The 15143-nt window shown below is 69.8% G+C and carries 15 protein-coding genes; 7 read left to right on the top strand and 8 right to left on the bottom strand.

Annotated elements, in window-relative coordinates:
• The 5 genes from DJ021_RS16350 to DJ021_RS16330 form a co-directional block, all read right to left on the bottom strand.
• Positions 1–1500: a Ppx/GppA phosphatase family protein gene (locus tag DJ021_RS16350; protein ID WP_111458552.1), complete on the bottom strand. Its 1500-nt coding sequence runs from the start codon at positions 1498–1500 to the stop codon at positions 1–3.
• The gene (locus DJ021_RS16345; protein WP_111458551.1) at positions 1481–3691 is read right to left on the bottom strand and encodes an RNA degradosome polyphosphate kinase; all 2211 of its coding nucleotides are present in this window, start codon (positions 3689–3691) and stop codon (positions 1481–1483) included. Before DJ021_RS16345 ends, DJ021_RS16350 begins: the two co-directional genes overlap by 20 nt.
• Before the next feature lie 66 nt (positions 3692–3757).
• Positions 3758–4420, bottom strand: coding sequence for a DnaA ATPase domain-containing protein (locus DJ021_RS16340; RefSeq protein ID WP_111458550.1), 663 nt, complete (start codon positions 4418–4420; stop codon positions 3758–3760).
• 119 nt (positions 4421–4539) lie between these two features.
• The gene (locus DJ021_RS16335) at positions 4540–5307 is read right to left on the bottom strand and encodes an arginyltransferase (RefSeq protein WP_111459150.1); all 768 of its coding nucleotides are present in this window, start codon (positions 5305–5307) and stop codon (positions 4540–4542) included.
• Between the two features lie 77 nt (positions 5308–5384).
• A complete protein-coding gene (locus DJ021_RS16330; protein ID WP_111458549.1) occupies positions 5385–6287 on the bottom strand; it encodes a flagellar motor protein MotB in 903 nt (300 codons plus the stop codon).
• A gap of 85 nt (positions 6288–6372) precedes the next feature.
• Here DJ021_RS16330 and DJ021_RS16325 point away from each other — a divergent pair, with 85 nt between their 5' ends.
• Positions 6373–7233 carry an NAD(P)-dependent oxidoreductase gene (locus tag DJ021_RS16325; RefSeq protein ID WP_111458548.1) on the top strand — a complete coding sequence of 287 codons (861 nt, stop codon included), beginning with the start codon at positions 6373–6375 and terminating at the stop codon, positions 7231–7233.
• A gap of 13 nt (positions 7234–7246) precedes the next feature.
• Complete coding sequence (locus tag DJ021_RS16320) at positions 7247–7756, top strand: GNAT family N-acetyltransferase (RefSeq protein WP_111458547.1); 510 nt, start codon at positions 7247–7249, stop codon at positions 7754–7756.
• 155 nt (positions 7757–7911) lie between these two features.
• Here the strand turns inward: DJ021_RS16320 and hemB are convergent, their stop codons facing one another.
• Entirely contained in the window at positions 7912–8928 is a 1017-nt protein-coding gene (hemB, locus tag DJ021_RS16315) for a porphobilinogen synthase (RefSeq protein WP_111458546.1), read from the bottom strand.
• Between the two features lie 106 nt (positions 8929–9034).
• Between hemB and DJ021_RS16310 the strand changes: the two genes are divergently transcribed.
• From DJ021_RS16310 to hemA, 5 genes are all read left to right on the top strand, one after another.
• Positions 9035–10174: an isobutyryl-CoA dehydrogenase gene (locus tag DJ021_RS16310; protein ID WP_111458545.1), complete on the top strand. Its 1140-nt coding sequence runs from the start codon at positions 9035–9037 to the stop codon at positions 10172–10174.
• A complete protein-coding gene (locus DJ021_RS16305; RefSeq protein WP_111458544.1) occupies positions 10171–11223 on the top strand; it encodes an enoyl-CoA hydratase/isomerase family protein in 1053 nt (350 codons plus the stop codon). Before DJ021_RS16310 ends, DJ021_RS16305 begins: the two co-directional genes overlap by 4 nt.
• A gap of 50 nt (positions 11224–11273) precedes the next feature.
• Positions 11274–12029 (top strand): class I SAM-dependent methyltransferase, encoded by a 756-nt coding sequence (locus DJ021_RS16300; protein WP_111458543.1) that lies wholly within the window; start codon positions 11274–11276, stop codon positions 12027–12029.
• Positions 11917–12942 carry a 3-hydroxyisobutyrate dehydrogenase gene (gene mmsB / locus DJ021_RS16295; RefSeq protein ID WP_243626057.1) on the top strand — a complete coding sequence of 342 codons (1026 nt, stop codon included), beginning with the start codon at positions 11917–11919 and terminating at the stop codon, positions 12940–12942. The genes DJ021_RS16300 and mmsB overlap by 113 nt, the downstream gene beginning before the upstream one ends.
• Before the next feature lie 166 nt (positions 12943–13108).
• Positions 13109–14338 (top strand): 5-aminolevulinate synthase, encoded by a 1230-nt coding sequence (hemA, locus tag DJ021_RS16290; RefSeq protein WP_111458541.1) that lies wholly within the window; start codon positions 13109–13111, stop codon positions 14336–14338.
• Here hemA and DJ021_RS16285 read toward each other — a convergent pair.
• Entirely contained in the window at positions 14335–14586 is a 252-nt protein-coding gene (locus tag DJ021_RS16285; protein ID WP_111458540.1) for a hypothetical protein, read from the bottom strand. The two genes, hemA and DJ021_RS16285, sit on opposite strands and share 4 nt — an antisense overlap.
• Positions 14586–15017: a Ros/MucR family transcriptional regulator gene (locus DJ021_RS16280; RefSeq protein ID WP_111458539.1), complete on the bottom strand. Its 432-nt coding sequence runs from the start codon at positions 15015–15017 to the stop codon at positions 14586–14588. Before DJ021_RS16280 ends, DJ021_RS16285 begins: the two co-directional genes overlap by 1 nt.
• Between the last annotated feature and the right edge of the window lie 126 nt (positions 15018–15143).

The following is a 15143-nucleotide window of genomic DNA, read 5'->3' as shown; positions in this document are numbered from 1 at the left end:
TCAGCCGAGCTCCAGTTTCAGCTTCAGCGCCGAGGCCAGGGTCTGGGCGCGCTTGGCGGTCTGCTCGCCCAGCAGCATGTCCTCCCAGCCACGGCCGGCGGTGAGCACCAGCCGGTCGCCACGGATGGTCAGTCCCGACTTCTCCAGCAGGTGCGGATTGCGGCCGGAAAGGTCGCAGCCGAGCCGGACGGCCGAGCCCAGGGCGCGGGCCCGCTGGCGGCGTTCGCTGGAGAGCACGCGGGCGATGGCCGAAGCTTCCGGCGTGGAGGTGGCCGACGAATGCCGCGCGAAGGCGGCGCTGGCCAGGAAGGCCCGCTCGGGGTGGTTCATCCCGGCCACCGGCGCGCGGAGCACCTGCTCGAAGGCGATGTCGGCGCGATGGTCCGGGTGCAGCCGGGCTCCGATGTCGGCCAGCCGGCAGGCGGCCGCCAGCAGCACGGGGTCGCGGCCGCCGAACACCGGCGCCAACCGCTCGAACGCGGGCCCGAGCCACGCCTCCAGGGCGCCGCCCAGCTCCTGCGACAGGCCCCGGACGGCGGTCAGCGCCTCGCAGCCGGCGATCAGCGGGTCGCGGCGGCGGACCTCCGGGTCCATGCCTTCCAGCAGCAGGCCCTCGCGCACGCCGTAGGCGGAGATCACCACCCGTTCGGCCCCCAGCCGCTCGATCACCGCCTCCAGCACCAGGGCCGAATAGGGCAGGGTGTCGAAGCGCTTCTTGGAGAGGCCCTGGATGCGTTCCAGCGACGATCGCGACTGGCGCTCGACGAAGCGCGCCACGTCGATCGCGTCCGACCGGCTCATCTCGTACTGGTGGGCGACCCGCAGGGGGTAGTCCGCCAGCTCCATGTGCAGGAGCGCCAGGTTGCGCCAGGCGCCGCCGACCGCGTGGAAGTGGCGGGTGGCGAAGCGGTTGGCCATCGGCGCGAGCTCGGCCTCGATCACCTTGCGGGTGCGGTCGATGTCCAGGTTGCGGGGCGCGCCGAGCGCGAAGGGGCCCAGCGGGAGGGTGGCGCCGTCGGTCGGGCCAACGCCGCCGTTCAGGCGCACCAGCTCCAGGCTCGATCCGCCCAGGTCGCCCACCACCCCTTGGGCGTCCGGCTGGCCGGCGATGACGCCGAGGGCGGCGTAGCGGGCCTCCTCCTCGCCGGTGAGGGTGCGGACCTCCAGCCCGGTTTCCTCGCGAACCCGGCGCAGGAAGGCGGAGCCGTCGGCGGCGTCGCGCACGGCCGCGGTGGCCGCGGCGGTGACATCCTCCGCCCGCCAGCCGTCCAGCAGGGTGCGGAACCGGCGCAGCGCCGTCATCGCGGTCTCGATGCCGTCGGGGGACAGGCGGCCGGAGGCGGGCAGGTCGCGGCCGAGGCCGGCCAGCGCCTTCTCGTTGAAGATGGTCCAGATGGCCCGCCCTTCGAGGCGGTAGATCACCAGGCGGACCGAGTTCGATCCGACGTCGATGACGGCCGCCTGCCGGCCCTCCGGCCGGCTATCCGCGCGGGGCCACATCGTCGATCGCGCGCGGCATGTCCTTCACCTTGTGTCCCCGTCCGGAGAGGCTGGGATTGGTCATGAAATACTCGTGCGCGGAGAAGGCGTCCGGGTGGTCCCAGGCGGGGTCCCGGGTATAGCGGCCCTCGCTGTCCAACGTCCAGCTCTGGGCCTCGTCGCGGAGGTTGGCGACCATGATCTGGTAGAGCACCTGCCGGTGGACGGTCGGGTTCTCGATCGGCGTCAGGGCCTCGACGCGGCGGTCGAGGTTGCGCGGCATCCAGTCGGCCGAGGAGATGAACACCCGCGCCTCGGAGGACGGCATCGGCGAGCCGTTGGCGAAGGCGACAATGCGGCCGTGCTCCAGGAACCGGCCGATGATGCTCTTCACGTGGATGTTCTCGGACAGGCCGGGCACGCCGGGGCGCAGGCAGCAGATGCCGCGGATCACCAGCTGGATGTCCACGCCCGCGCCACTGGCCGCGTAGAGGGCGTCGATGATCTCCGGATCGACCAGGGAGTTGAGCTTGGCCCAGATGGCGGCCGGCTTGCCCTCGGCGGCGTTGTCGGCCTCGTGCGCGATCAGGCCCAGCAGGTCGCGCTTCATGGTGATCGGCGAGAAGGAGAGCTTCTCCAGGCCTTCGGGCTGGGCGTAGCCGGTGACGAAATTGAACAGGCGCGCCGAGTCGCGGCCGAGCGCCGGATCGGTCGTGAACAGCGACAGGTCGGTGTAGATCCGCGCCGTGATCGGGTGGTAGTTGCCGGTCCCGAAGTGGCAGTAGCTGCGCAGCGAGTCGCCTTCCTTGCGCACCACCGTCGAAAGCTTGGCGTGGGTCTTGTACTCCACGAAGCCGAACACGACGTGGACCCCGGCGCGCTCCAGATCGCGGGCCCACTTGAGGTTGGCTTCCTCGTCGAAGCGGGCCTTGATCTCCACCACCGCGGTGACGTTCTTGCCGTTGTCGGCCGCCTCGATCAGGGCGGCGACGATCGGGCTGTCCTTGGAGGTCCGATAGAGCGTCTGCTTGATCGCGAGCACGTTGGGGTCGCGCGCGGCCTGGCGGAGGAACTGCACCACCACGTCGAAGCTCTCGAACGGATGGTGGACCAGGATGTCCTTCTCGCGGATCGCCGCGAAGCAGTCGCCGGCATGGTCGCGGATCCGCTCGGGGAAGCGCGGCTCGAACGGCTTGAACTTCAGCTCGGGGCGGTCGGCGGGGATCAGCTGGGTGAGTTCGTCCAGGCCCAGCAGGCCGTCGATCAGGATGATGTCTTCCGGCTGGGCGTGCAGGTTCTCGCAGATGAAGGCCCGCAGTTCGTCGGGCATGGCGGCCTCGACCTCGACGCGGACCACCGAGCCCATGCGCCGCTGCTTCAGGAGCGCCTCGAACTCGCGCACCAGGTCCTCGGCCTCTTCCTCCATCTCCACGTCGCTGTCGCGGATCAGCCGGAACACGCCCTGGCCCTCGACCTGGCAGCCGGGGAACAGGTGGTCGACGAACAGGCTGACGAGCCCTTCCAGGGACACGAACCGGCGCTCCGAGCGCTTGCGGCCGGTCCGCTGCGCCGGCAGCTCCCAGAACCGCGCCACCTGGGCGGGGATCGGCACCAGCGCATAGAGCAGCCGGCTATCGGACATCCGCTTCAGCTTGAGCACCAGCGAGAACGCCAGGTTCGGGATGAACGGGAACGGGTGGGCCGGGTCGATGGCCAGCGGCGTCAGCACCGGGAACAGCTGGGAGATGAACGGCTCCTCCAGCGCGTCCAGCTCGGCGTTGGTGACGTCGGACGACCCCACCAGGTGCAGGCCTTCGTCGGCCAATTCCTGGCACAGCTCGAGCCAGCGGGTCTGCTGGTCGGCCATCAGGTCGGCGGCCTCGGCGTTGACCCGCACCAGCTGTTCGGCGGCGGAAAGGCCGTCCTGGCTGAGCACGCGCACGCCCTCGCGCACCTGCGCCTTCAGGCCGGCGACGCGCACCATGTAGAATTCGTCGAGGTTGTTGGCCGAGATCGCCAGGAACCGCAGCCGTTCCAGCAGCGGATGGCGCGGGTTCTTGCTCTCGGCGAGCACCCGGCGGTTGAACGACAGCCAGGAGAGCTCGCGGTTGAAGAACCGGGCCGGGGAGGCGGTCAGCTCGACGTCGAGGGTCGCCCGCGTGCGCGCTGCGTCGTTCGCGGGATGCGAGGCGATGGGCGCGACGTAGGTCATCAAGTCAAGCTCCGGAGCGCCGGGCGGTTTCGACGTCTTAAACCGCCTCGACTCGGGTGCAAGTCTTCACTCGAAAAGGTCAAGATTTTGGTTATCGCCCTCAAGCACCTCGCGGGCGAGCACGCGTGAAATCGGTCCATCCGCAGCTTCATCCAGACGCCGCACGATCTCTCGGGCGCCGGGGATCGACCTCTCCATGCGCCTCAGCAGGTAGGCATAAACCTCTTTCGGCGGACGAATGCTCCGTTCGCGGAAGAACTTTCTCAGCACGCCCTCAAGGACCACGTCGTCGGGTTCCTCGACTTCCGCCACCGGCAGGGCGTTCAGGCGCGAACGCAGGTCGGGCAGGGTCGCGGGCCAGCGCGCCGGGGCGGTGCGGGCGGTCAGCAGCAGGCCGCCGCCCTTGTGGCCGGCCAGGTTGATCAGGTGGAAGAGCGCCTCGTCGGGGACGCCTTGATCGACGTCCTCCAACAGGACCGGGCGACCTGCGGCGGCGGCCACGTCGGGCGCCTCGCGCCCCAGGACCACGGCCTTGGCGTTGACCGCCCAAGCCTGCGCCAGGTGGGTCTTGCCGACGCCCTCGCCGCCCACCAGCACCAGGCAGCCGGCATGCCAGCTGGGCCAGGCGTCCACGGCCGCCGTCGCCTGGGCGTTGGAGGGGCCCTGGACGAATTCGTCCCTGGAATAGGAGGCGGGGCGTCGAAGCCTCAGCCGAAGCTGTTGCGCCATGCGCCTGGTCCGATGGGGAAACTCACGCGGGGGAGTGTAGCAACTGCGGCGCGGTGGGCGCCACCGCGCACGCGCGGCCGTCCCCGCCATTCACATGTCCAGGGCGCATGCCGGGCGCCTCAGGGGCGCTCGCCGAGGTCCTTGAGGTCGCGGGCGGCGATCAGGGTCCAGCCCTCCGGCCGCAGCAGCTCGATGGGCGAGAAGCGCGCCTTGTAGTCCATCTTCTCCGAGCCGCGGACCCAGTAGCCCAGGTAGACGTAGGGCAGATTGGTCAGGCAGGCCTGGATGACGTGGTCGAGGATCACGTAGGAGCCCAGGCTCCGCCGGCTCATGGCCGGATCGTAGAAGCTGTAGACCAGCGACAGGCCGTCGCTCATCAGGTCCACCAGGGCGCAGGCGATCAGGTCGCCGGGACCGCCGTCCCTCGACTGGCGCCGGTACTCGATCAGGTGGGTGCGGACGGCGGTGTCCTCCACCATCGCCACGTAGTCCGGCCAGGTCATCTCGGCCATGCCGCCGTCGGCGTGGCGCGCCGTCAGGTAGCGGCGGAGCAGGTCGAACTGCTCCATCGTGGCCTCAGCTTCCACCAGGTGGCGCTCGAGGTCCTCGTTGCGACCGAGCACCTTGCGTTCGGAGCGGGAGAAGACGTAGTCCGCCGCCGGCAGGCGGGCAGAGACGCAGGCGGTGCAGGACTCGCACGCCGGGCGGTAGGCGATGTTCTGCGAGCGCCGGAAGCCCACCTGGGTGAGCGAGTCGTTGACCGAGGCGCCGTCGGACAGCGGCAGGTGGGCGAACACCTTGCGCTCGAACCGTTCAGGCAAGTAGGGGCAGGGCGACGGCGCCGTCAGGAAGAACCTGAGCTGTCGTGTCGGAAAATGCTGCGTCACGGCCTTCCGGTCGCCTTCATCCCAGTTCGCCTTTCGCTGATTAGGCGTCATGCCGGGCCCTTGCGCAAGGCGGATCGCTAGGGACCCTGGTCCGGGGGAAGAACCGGCGCCTCGCGCAACAACACGATGGCGATACGGCGGTTGCCGGGGAGGGTGGGATCGTCCGGGTACAGCGGCTCCGAGGTGGCCTTTCCGGAGACCTGGTAGATGCGATCGGCGTCCACGCCGCCGCTCTGCAGGATCCGCCGCGAGGCGTCGGCGCGGCCGGCGGACAGCGGCCAGTCGCTCTCGGACTTGGCGCCGCCGACGGTGGCGCTGGTGTGGCCGGAGACGCTGATGCGGTTCGGCAGCTGGTTGATGGTCTTGGCGATCGCCCGCAGCAGCACCTTGGCCCGGTCGTTGGGCTGGGCCGAGCCCTGGTTGAACATCGAGCGGCCTTCCTGGTCGACCAGCTGGATGCGCAGGCCCTCGGGCGTCTCGTCGACGATGATGTTCTTCGACAGCTCCGCCAGTTCCGGCATGTCCTGCAGCGCCTGGCGCAGCGACTGGGCCGCTGAGGCGAAGGCGGCTTCCTCGCGCTTCTGCTGCGCTTCCTTGATCGCTTCAGCCGCCGGATCGGAGGAACTGGACTTGCCGCCGTCGGTGCTCTTGCCGTTGTCGGGGTTCTTGGATTCCGGCGACAGCTCCTCGATCACCGAGCGGGTGCCGTTGCCCTTCGCGCCGTCGTCGCCGAGCGCCGTTCCGGACAGGATGCCGCCCGACCCGGAGGTGGTCTCCGAGACGCTGGCGGGGGCGAAATAGTCGGCGATGCCGCGCTTCTGCTCCGGCGAGGTGGTGTTGATCAGCCACATCAGCAGGAAGAAGGCCATCATCGCGGTCACGAAATCGGCGTAGGCGACTTTCCAGGCCCCGCCATGGTGTCCGCCGCCGCTGACCTTCTTGATCCGCTTGATGACGATCGGCTGGTCGCCCATCGACATGGTTCACCCCGGTTAAGCCTGATACAGGCGCAAGGTGCGCGAGGCGCGTTAAGATGGCGTTGCAGTCCAAGGGAGTTTCGAGGGCATGAAGGTTGCGTTTGCGGGCCTGGGCGTCATGGGCTTTCCCATGGCCGGGCATCTGGCCAAGGCCGGGCATGAAGTGTCGGTGTTCAATCGCAGCCCGGAGAAGGCCGCCCGCTGGGCCGAGACCTTCGGCGGCCGCGCCGGCGCGACGGCGGCCGAAGCCGCGGCCGGCGTCGAGGTCTTCGTGCTCTGCGTCGGCAAGGACGACGACGTGCGGCAGGTGGTGTCGCAGGCGCTGCCGGTGATGGCGCCCGGTGGTATCGTGGTCGACCACACCACCACCTCGGCGGTCGTCGCCCGCGAGATGGCCGACCTGGCCGCGCAGAGCGGCCGCGCCTTCGTCGACGCTCCCGTGTCCGGCGGCCAGGCGGGCGCGGAAGCCGGCCAGCTGACCATCATGTGCGGCGGCCAACCGGAAGCCTTCGCCCGCGTCGAGCCGGTGATCGCCGCCTACGCCAAGGCCTCGCGGCTGATGGGCGCGTCGGGGTCCGGCCAGCTCGCCAAGATGGTCAACCAGATCTGCATCGCCGGCGTAGTCCAGGGGCTGGCCGAGGCGATGCACTTCGCCAAGCGCGCGGGCCTCGACACCCAGGCCGTCTACGAGGCGGTCTCCAAGGGCGCCGCCCAGTCCTGGCAGATGGACAACCGCTGGAAGACCATGGCCGAGAACAGGTTCGACTTCGGCTTTGCGGTCGACTGGATGCGCAAGGACCTCGGCCTGGTGCTGGACGAGGCCGGACGCAACGGCGCGGCCCTGGACATGACCCGCATGGTCGACGGCTTCTACGCCGAGGTGCAGGCGCTGGGCGGCCAGCGCTGGGACACCTCCAGCCTGGTCGCGCGGCTGGAGAAACCCGAATGAGCGGAGCGCCTCAATGAGCGGCGTGGAGGTGCTCCGCACGGAGCGGCTCATCCTGCGCCACCTCACCGAGGAGGACGCGCCCTTCATCCTGGAGCTGCTCAACGAGCGCGGCTTCATCGACAACATCGGCGACCGCGGCGTTCGCACCCTGGACGACGCCCGCCGCTATGTGAGCGAGGGGCCGGGCGCCAGCTACCAGAAGTACGGCTACGGCCTGTGGCTGACCGCGCTGAAGACCGGCGAGCCGATCGGCATCTGCGGCCTCGTGAAGCGCGAGGGGCTTGAGGACGCCGACATCGGCTACGCCTTCCTGGAACGCTTCTGGGGCCAGGGCTATGCGGTGGAGGCCGCCGCCGCGGTCCTCGACCATGCGCGCCTGGCCATTGGCCTCGAGAAGGTGGTGGCGATCACCACGCCCGCCAACGCCGGCTCGATCGCCGTGCTGGAGAAGATCGGCCTGACGTTCGCCGGCATGATCCAGCTGCCGGGCCACAGCGGCGAGAGCAGCTACTTCACCACCTAGGGTGAGGGGGACGGATCGGACATCGCCGCGTCACGCGTTGCGGCCGGAGCGGCAGGGTCGATCCACAGGAGGTCGGTGATCTCGGCGCCCGGCCTTGCGCACGGTCAGCAGCCGGCCCTCCGCGTCGCGGATCAACCCGGCCACGACCTCGATGGTCACGCGCCCAGCAGCCGCGCCGCCCGTGGCGCGAAATAGGTGATCACGCCCGCCGCGCCGGCGCGCTTGAAAGCGCCCAGGCTTTCCATGATCGCGCGCTCTTCCTCCAGCCAGCCGTTCTGGGCGGCCGCCATCAGCATGGCGTACTCGCCGGAGACCTGGAAGGCGAAGGTCGGCATGGCGAAGGCGTCGACCACGCGGCGGACGATGTCGAGGTAGGGCATCCCCGGCTTGACCATGACCATGTCGGCGCCCTCGGCGATGTCGAGCGCCACTTCGCGCAAGGCCTCGTCCGAATTGCCGAAATCCATCTGGTAGGTCTTCTTGTCGCCGGGGTTCTCCACCGAGCCCGTGCCCAGCTTCCCCGAGCCGATCGCCTCGCGGTAGGGGCCGTAGAAGGCCGAGGCGAACTTCGCCGCATAGGACATGATCATCACGTCCTGCAGGCCTTCGGCCTCCAGCGCCCGACGCAGCACGCCGCAGCGGCCGTCCATCATGTCGGACGGCGCGAGGATGTCGCAGCCGGCCTTGGCCTGCATCAGCCCCTGCGCCACCAGCCGTTCGATGGTCGGGTCGTTGAGGATGCGGCCGTTCTCGATCAGCCCGTCGTGGCCGTGGTCGGTGAAGGGGTCGAGGGCCACGTCGCACATCACGCCAACCTCGGGGGCGGCGTCCTTCATGGCCTTCACCGCCCGCGCGATCAGACCGTCGGGATCGTCGGCCAGGCTGCCGGCGGCGTCCTTCTTGGCCCCGTCGATGTGCGGGAAGACGGCGATGGCCGGGATGCCCAGCGCCCGGGCTTCCTTGGCGGCGGCGGCCGCGTCCTTGACCGACAGGCGAAAGACGCCCGGCATGGCGGCGACCGGGACCTGGCCCTCGCCGTCGTGCACCACCATCGACCAGATCAGGTCGGCGGGCGTCAGCACCGTCTCGCGCACCAGGCGGCGGATCCAGTCGGCCTGGCGCAGGCGGCGCAGGCGCAGGGCGGGGTAGGCGGCGAGCGGAGCGTTCGTCATGGCGCCGGCCTGTGGACCTTCGCCCGTCCAGGCGCAAGCCTGATTGACAGCACGGCGATTGACAGCCCCCGTTGACAGCGCTGGGGCGCGGAGCAAGAGCCGATCCATGGATTTCAGCCTGACCGACGATCAGCGCGCCATCGAGGACGCCGCCCGCGCCTTCGCCGCCGCCGAGCTCAGCCCCCATTCCGCCCGCTGGGACGAGGAGAAGCACTTCCCCGTCGACGTGCTCCGCAAGGCCGCGGAACTGGGCTTCGCCGGCCTCTATGTGCAGGAGGACGTCGGCGGCTCGGCGCTGTCGCGGCTCGACGCCTCGATCGTCTTCGAGCAGCTGTCCTACGGCGACGTGGCGACGGCGGCTTTCATCTCGATCCACAACATGGCCTCGTGGATGATCGACCGGTTCGGCGCCGACGAGCTGCGCCGCCGCTACCTGCCCAGGCTGACCACCATGGAGCTGATCGCCTCCTACTGCCTGACCGAGCCCGGCTCCGGGTCCGACGCCGCGGCGCTGGCGACCAGCGCGCGCCAGGACGGGGGCGACTACGTGCTGAACGGCTCGAAAGCGTTCATCTCCGGGGCCGGCACCTCCGACATCTATGTGGTCATGGCCCGCACCGGCGGACCGGGCCCCAAGGGCGTCTCGGCCTTTGTGGTGGAGAAGGACACGCCCGGCCTCTCGTTCGGCGCGCAGGAGAAGAAGATGGGCTGGAACGCCCAGCCGACCGCCCAGGTGAACTTCGACGACTGCCGCGTGCCGCCGGCCAACCGCATCGGCGCCGAGGGCGAGGGCTTCCGCATCGCCATGGCCGGGCTCGACGGCGGGCGGATCAACATCGCCTCGTGCTCGCTGGGCGGCGCCGGCCTGGCGCTCGACACCGCCAAGGCCCACCTGGAAACCCGCAGGCAGTTCGGCCATCCGCTGAAGGACTTCCAGGGCCTGCAATGGCGGCTGGCGGACATGGCGACGGAGCTGGAGGCCGCCCGGCTGATGGTGCGCCGCGCGGCGCATGCGCTCGACAACCGCGACCCCAGGGCCACCCAGTACTGCGCCATGGCCAAGCGGTTCGCCACCGACGCCGGCTTCGAGGTCGCCAACCAGGCCCTGCAGCTGCACGGCGGCTACGGCTACCTGAAGGACTTCCCGCTGGAGCGGATCGTGCGCGACCTGCGGGTCCACCAGATCCTCGAAGGCACCAACGAGATCATGCGGGTGATCACCGCGCGGGAGCTGTTCCGGCAATGAGCGACGCCGAACCCGAAGTCCTGGCCCGCGTCGAAGGCCGCGTCGGCCGGCTGACGCTGAACCGGCCCCAGGCGCTGCATGCGCTGACCACCAACATGTGCCGGCTGATGATCGAGGCGCTCGTCGCCTGGCGCGACGACCCGGCCGTCCAGCTGGTGCTGCTGGACCACTCGGGCGAGCGCGGCTTCTGCGCCGGCGGCGACATCCGCATGCTGGCCGAAAGCGGGGCCGGCGACGGCCGCGCGGCGCGGGAATTCTTCTTCACCGAGTACCGGCTGAACCACCTGTTGTTCCACTATCCGAAGACCACCGTGGCGATCATGGACGGGGTGACCATGGGCGGCGGCGTCGGCCTGTCGCGGCCTTGCCGGTTCCGGGTCGCCACCGAGCGGACCACCTTCGCCATGCCGGAGACCGGCATCGGCCTGTTCCCCGACGTCGGCGGCGGCTGGTACCTGCCGCGCATGCCCGACCACATCGGCCTGTGGCTGGCGCTGACCGGCGCGCGGATCAAGGCCGCCGACTGCGAGTTGGTGGGCGTCGCCACCGACTGCGTCGAAAGCGCCGACGTCGAAGAGCTGAAGGGCTGGATCGTGAAGGATCCGCCGGCCATCGAGACGCTGCTGACCGAGTTCGAGACCGACGCCGGCCGCCCGACGCTGGCGGCGCACCAGGACGAGATCGCCCGGCTCTTCAGCCCGCCGAGCGTCGAGGCGATCGTCTCGGCCTTGAAGGCCACCGACAGCGATTGGGCGCGGGAGCAGCTCGCCATCCTCGCCACCAAGTCGCCGCAGACGATGAAGGTGGCCTTCCGCCAGCTGCGGCTGGGCCAGGCCCAGACCTTCGCCGAGAACATGGAGATGGAGTACCGCATCGCCGCCCGGGTCGTGCGGCGGCACGACTTCCTGGAGGGCGTGCGCGCCGTGATCGTCGAGAAGGACAACGCGCCCAGGTGGGACCCGCCGACCCTGGAAGGCGTCACCGAGCAGATGCTGGACGCGATATTTGCGCCCCTGCCTTCCGGCGAGGCGTGGACACCGCTACCGTGACCCCCAATGCCGCGCCGGGACTCTCGAGCGCTGCGATGGGAGGAATGTGCATGAAATCCAAGCTGATGATGGCCGCCGTTGCGGCGATCGCCCTGTCCGCCGGCGCCTCGGCCCAGGCCGCGCCGGCGCCCTACGTGGTCGCGGCGGTCGCCGACAAGAGCCGGCCCGAGGCCGACACCAAGCGCGACGCCGACCGCAAGCCGGCCGAGATGCTGCAATTCGCCGGCGTGAAGCCCGGCCAGACGGTCGTCGATTTCCTGCCCGGCGGCGGCTACTTCACCCGCATCTTCGCCAAGGCGGTGGGGCCGAAGGGCGTCGTCTATGCCGTCTACCCACCGCCGCGCGCGCCGGCCGACCCGTCGAAGCCCACGCCGACGCCGGGCGCCGTGACCATCGCCGCCGATCCGGCCTACGCCAACGTCAAGGCGGTGCAGGCGACCCCGGCGTCGTTCGCCGTGCCGCAGAAGGCCGACCTGGTCTGGACCTCCCAGAACTACCACGACCTGCATAACAGCAAGGGCCTCGACCTCGCCGCCTTCAACAAGGCGGTCTACGACGCGCTGAAGCCCGGCGGCGTCTATGTGGTCCTGGACCACGCCGCGGCCCCCGGCGCCGACGTCACCAGCACCCTGCACCGCATCGATCCGGCGGTGGTGCGCCGGGAGGTCGAGGCGGCCGGCTTCAAGTTCGACGGTGAGGACAAGACCCTCGCCAACGCCACCGACGACCACTCCAAGGCGGTGTTCGATCCGGCGCTTCGCGGCCATACGGACCAGTTCGTCTACAAGTTCCGTAAACCGAAGTAAGCGTCAGAGAACAAAGGGTGTTTCCATGACCCGGATCGCGTTCATCGGCCTCGGCAACATGGGCGGCGGCATGGCCGCCAACCAGGCCCGGGCCCGGCGTGAGGTCATGGCCTTCGACCTGGTGGCGGCGGCGGTCGAGAAGGCCGTCGCCGCCGGCTGCCGGGCGGCCGGCTCCGCCGCCGCGGCGGTGAAGGACGCCGACGTGGTCATCACCATGCTGCCGGCCGGCCAGCACGTGCGGAAGGTCTACGCCGAGGACGTGCTGCCCAACGCCCAGCCGGGCGCGCTGATGATCGACTGCTCCACCATCGACGTGGAGAGCGCTCGAGCCGTGGCGGCGCAGGTGAAGGCGGCCGGCTTCCGCTTCGCCGACGCGCCGGTGTCGGGCGGGCAGGCGGGCGCCGAGGCCGGGACCCTGGCGTTCATGGTCGGCTGCGACGAGGCCGACTTTCCCGCCGTCGAGGAGATCATCCGGCCCATGGCCCGCGCGGTGATCCGGGCCGGCGACCACGGCGCGGGGCAGGCGGCCAAGATCTGCAACAACATGGTGCTGGGCGCCTCGATGATCGCCGTCTGCGAGGCCTTCGCGCTGGCCGAGAAGCTCGGCCTCGATCCCGAGCGGTTCTTCGAGATCGCCTCCAACTCCTCCGGCCAGTGCTGGAGCCTGACCAGCTATTGCCCGTGGCCGGGGCCGGTGCCGTCGGCGCCGTCCAACCGCAACTACGAGGGCGGCTTCGCCACGGCGATGATGCTCAAGGACCTGAAGCTCGCCCAGGAGGCCGCGGCCAAGGCCGGCGCGGCGACGCCGCTCGGCGCCCAGGCGGAAGGGCTCTACGCCCTGTTCGATCGCCTGGGCGGCGGGGCGAAGGACTTTTCTGCGATCCTGGAGCTGTTCCGCGGCAAGGCCCCCTGAGGTTACCGGCGTTCACGAACTCTCCTCGGCCGGTCACGAAAGCTGATAGCCTGCGGCCGCCGAGCTTATGGACAAGCGGCCGACGCGGCGCCAAAAGGTGCGGCAGATTCAAGGGGACCGGCCCCACGCGCAAGATCGTCGAACGCGCGGCCGGCTTTGCAAGTCGATGGATTACAGAGACGCGTTCCGCAGCGCCCTGGAGAAGGTCCGGTCCGAGGGCCGCTACCGCGTCTTCGCCGATCTCAAGCGCCACCGCGGGGAATTCCCGCGCGCCACCTGGACGCGGGACGACGGCACGAGCGCCGACGTCGTGGTCTGGTGTTCCAACGACTACCTGGGCCAGGGCCAGAACCCGCTTGTGCTCGACGCCATGCACCAGGCGATCGAAGAGGCCGGCGCCGGCTCCGGCGGCACCCGCAACATCTCCGGCACCACCCACTATCACGTGGAGCTGGAGCGCGAGCTCGCCGACCTGCACGGCAAGGAAGCCGCCCTGCTGTTCACCTCCGGCTACGTGTCCAACGAGGCGTCGCTGTCGACCCTCTACAAGATCCTGCCCGGGCTGATCGTCTTCTCCGACGCGCTGAACCACAACTCGATGATCTCCGGCATCCGCGCCGGGGCCCGCGAGCAGCGCAAGGTGTTCCGCCACAACGACCTCGAGCATCTCGAGGAACTGTTGGCCGCCGCCCCGGCCGACGTTCCCAAGCTGGTGGCGTTCGAGAGCGTCTACTCGATGGACGGCGACATCGCCGACCTGCCGGCGATGGTGGCGCTGGCCAAGAAGTACGGCGCGATGACCTACCTCGACGAGGTGCACGCCGTCGGCATGTACGGTCCGCGCGGGGCCGGCGTCGCCGAGCGCGACGGGGTGATGGATCAGATCGACATCATCGAGGGCACCCTGGGCAAGGCGTTCGGCGTCATGGGCGGCTACATTGCCGCCGACGCGGTGATCGTCGACGCGATCCGCAGCTGGGCCGACGGCTTCATCTTCACCACCTCGCTGCCGCCGGCGCTGGCCGCCGGCGCGGTGGCCTCGATCCGCTATCTGAAGGAGCACGACGAGATCCGTGCGGCCCACCAGGAGCGTTCGGCCAGCCTCAAGGCGCGGTTGATCAAGGCCGGCCTGCCGGTGATGCCCTCGGTCTGCCACATCGTGCCGGTGCTGGTGGGCGACGCCGTCCACTGCAAGATGATCTCCGACATCCTGCTGGAAGAGCACGGGATCTACGTCCAGCCGATCAACTACCCGACCGTGCCGCGCGGCACGGAGCGGCTGCGGTTCACGCCGTCACCGGCGCACACCGACGAGATGATGGACCGGCTGGTGGAAGCCCTGGAAACCCTGTGGGTCCACTGCAACATCGAGCGGGTTGGCGGGGTCGCGGCCTAACCGCCGGTCAGCGACATCCCCAACAGCCGGCACTTCGCGCTCCAACCGCCCCTGAAGGTGGTGAGTTCGTGCACGGACACTTCGTGGGTTCGCCCCTGGCTCTCGACCAGGAACAGGTCCCCGAGCCTGGGCGTCAGCGGATCGATCGACCAGATCACCACCTCGCCCAGGGTGACCAGGCCCTCGTCGAGGATCTCGTAGCCGCTCTCGCGGAACGGCCGCAGGCCGGAGTCGCGGACGTCGCCCATCACTTGCGCCTCCGCACGCCGCGGCCGAGGCCGATCTGCTTGGCGAAGTCCGACCGCCGTGCGGCGTAGGCCGGCGCGACCATCGGATAATCGGGCGGCAGGCCCCAGCGGCGACGGTAGTCGTCCGGGGTCATGTCGTAGCGCGAGCGCAGGTAGCGCTTGAGCATCTTCAGCTTTTTGCCGTCTTCCAGGCAGACGATGTAGTCGTGCTGGACGGATCGGGCGATCGAGACGGCGGGTTTCGGTCGCTCCTCAGGCGTCGCCGGCGCGTTGCGGGACAGCCCTTCGAGGGCCCGGTGGACGGTGCGGATGATGTCGGGAACGGCTTCCGCCGCCACGGTGTTACGGCTCACATAGGCCGCCACGATTTCCGCTCCCAGGCGCAGCAGATCCTCGGCCGATCGGCCCTCGGCGTCGGGTCCAACGCTCATTAAGTCCCCCTTCTTAAACGCTGCACAGGGCCGCTGGCGCGCGCTACGTGCACCATGGGCTAGCGTGGAACGCCGAAAGCGAGAGATTGGTTCCGGCCGTTGGAAGGTCGCGCACTTGGGGGTAAA

The organism is Phenylobacterium hankyongense, from assembly GCF_003254505.1.
Classification (GTDB): Bacteria; Pseudomonadota; Alphaproteobacteria; order Caulobacterales; family Caulobacteraceae; genus Phenylobacterium; species Phenylobacterium hankyongense.
Note: the sequence above shows the minus strand (reverse complement) of the source record. Positions and strands in the feature narration are given on the sequence as shown.

Bases quoted from the DNA above. Each gene is read 5' to 3' on its own strand.
- DJ021_RS16350 (WP_111458552.1), bottom strand. From the start codon at position 1,500: ATGTGGCCCCGCGCGGATAGCCGGCCGGAGGGCCGGCAGGCGGCCGTC.
- DJ021_RS16345 (WP_111458551.1), bottom strand. From the start codon at position 3,691: ATGACCTACGTCGCGCCCATCGCCTCGCATCCCGCGAACGACGCAGCG.
- DJ021_RS16340 (WP_111458550.1), bottom strand. From the start codon at position 4,420: ATGGCGCAACAGCTTCGGCTGAGGCTTCGACGCCCCGCCTCCTATTCC.
- DJ021_RS16330 (WP_111458549.1), bottom strand. From the start codon at position 6,287: ATGTCGATGGGCGACCAGCCGATCGTCATCAAGCGGATCAAGAAGGTC.
- DJ021_RS16325 (WP_111458548.1), top strand. From the start codon at position 6,373: ATGAAGGTTGCGTTTGCGGGCCTGGGCGTCATGGGCTTTCCCATGGCC.
- DJ021_RS16320 (WP_111458547.1), top strand. From the start codon at position 7,247: ATGAGCGGCGTGGAGGTGCTCCGCACGGAGCGGCTCATCCTGCGCCAC.
- hemB (WP_111458546.1), bottom strand. From the start codon at position 8,928: ATGACGAACGCTCCGCTCGCCGCCTACCCCGCCCTGCGCCTGCGCCGC.
- DJ021_RS16310 (WP_111458545.1), top strand. From the start codon at position 9,035: ATGGATTTCAGCCTGACCGACGATCAGCGCGCCATCGAGGACGCCGCC.
- DJ021_RS16305 (WP_111458544.1), top strand. From the start codon at position 10,171: ATGAGCGACGCCGAACCCGAAGTCCTGGCCCGCGTCGAAGGCCGCGTC.
- DJ021_RS16300 (WP_111458543.1), top strand. From the start codon at position 11,274: ATGAAATCCAAGCTGATGATGGCCGCCGTTGCGGCGATCGCCCTGTCC.
- hemA (WP_111458541.1), top strand. From the start codon at position 13,109: ATGGATTACAGAGACGCGTTCCGCAGCGCCCTGGAGAAGGTCCGGTCC.
- DJ021_RS16285 (WP_111458540.1), bottom strand. From the start codon at position 14,586: ATGGGCGACGTCCGCGACTCCGGCCTGCGGCCGTTCCGCGAGAGCGGC.
- DJ021_RS16280 (WP_111458539.1), bottom strand. From the start codon at position 15,017: ATGAGCGTTGGACCCGACGCCGAGGGCCGATCGGCCGAGGATCTGCTG.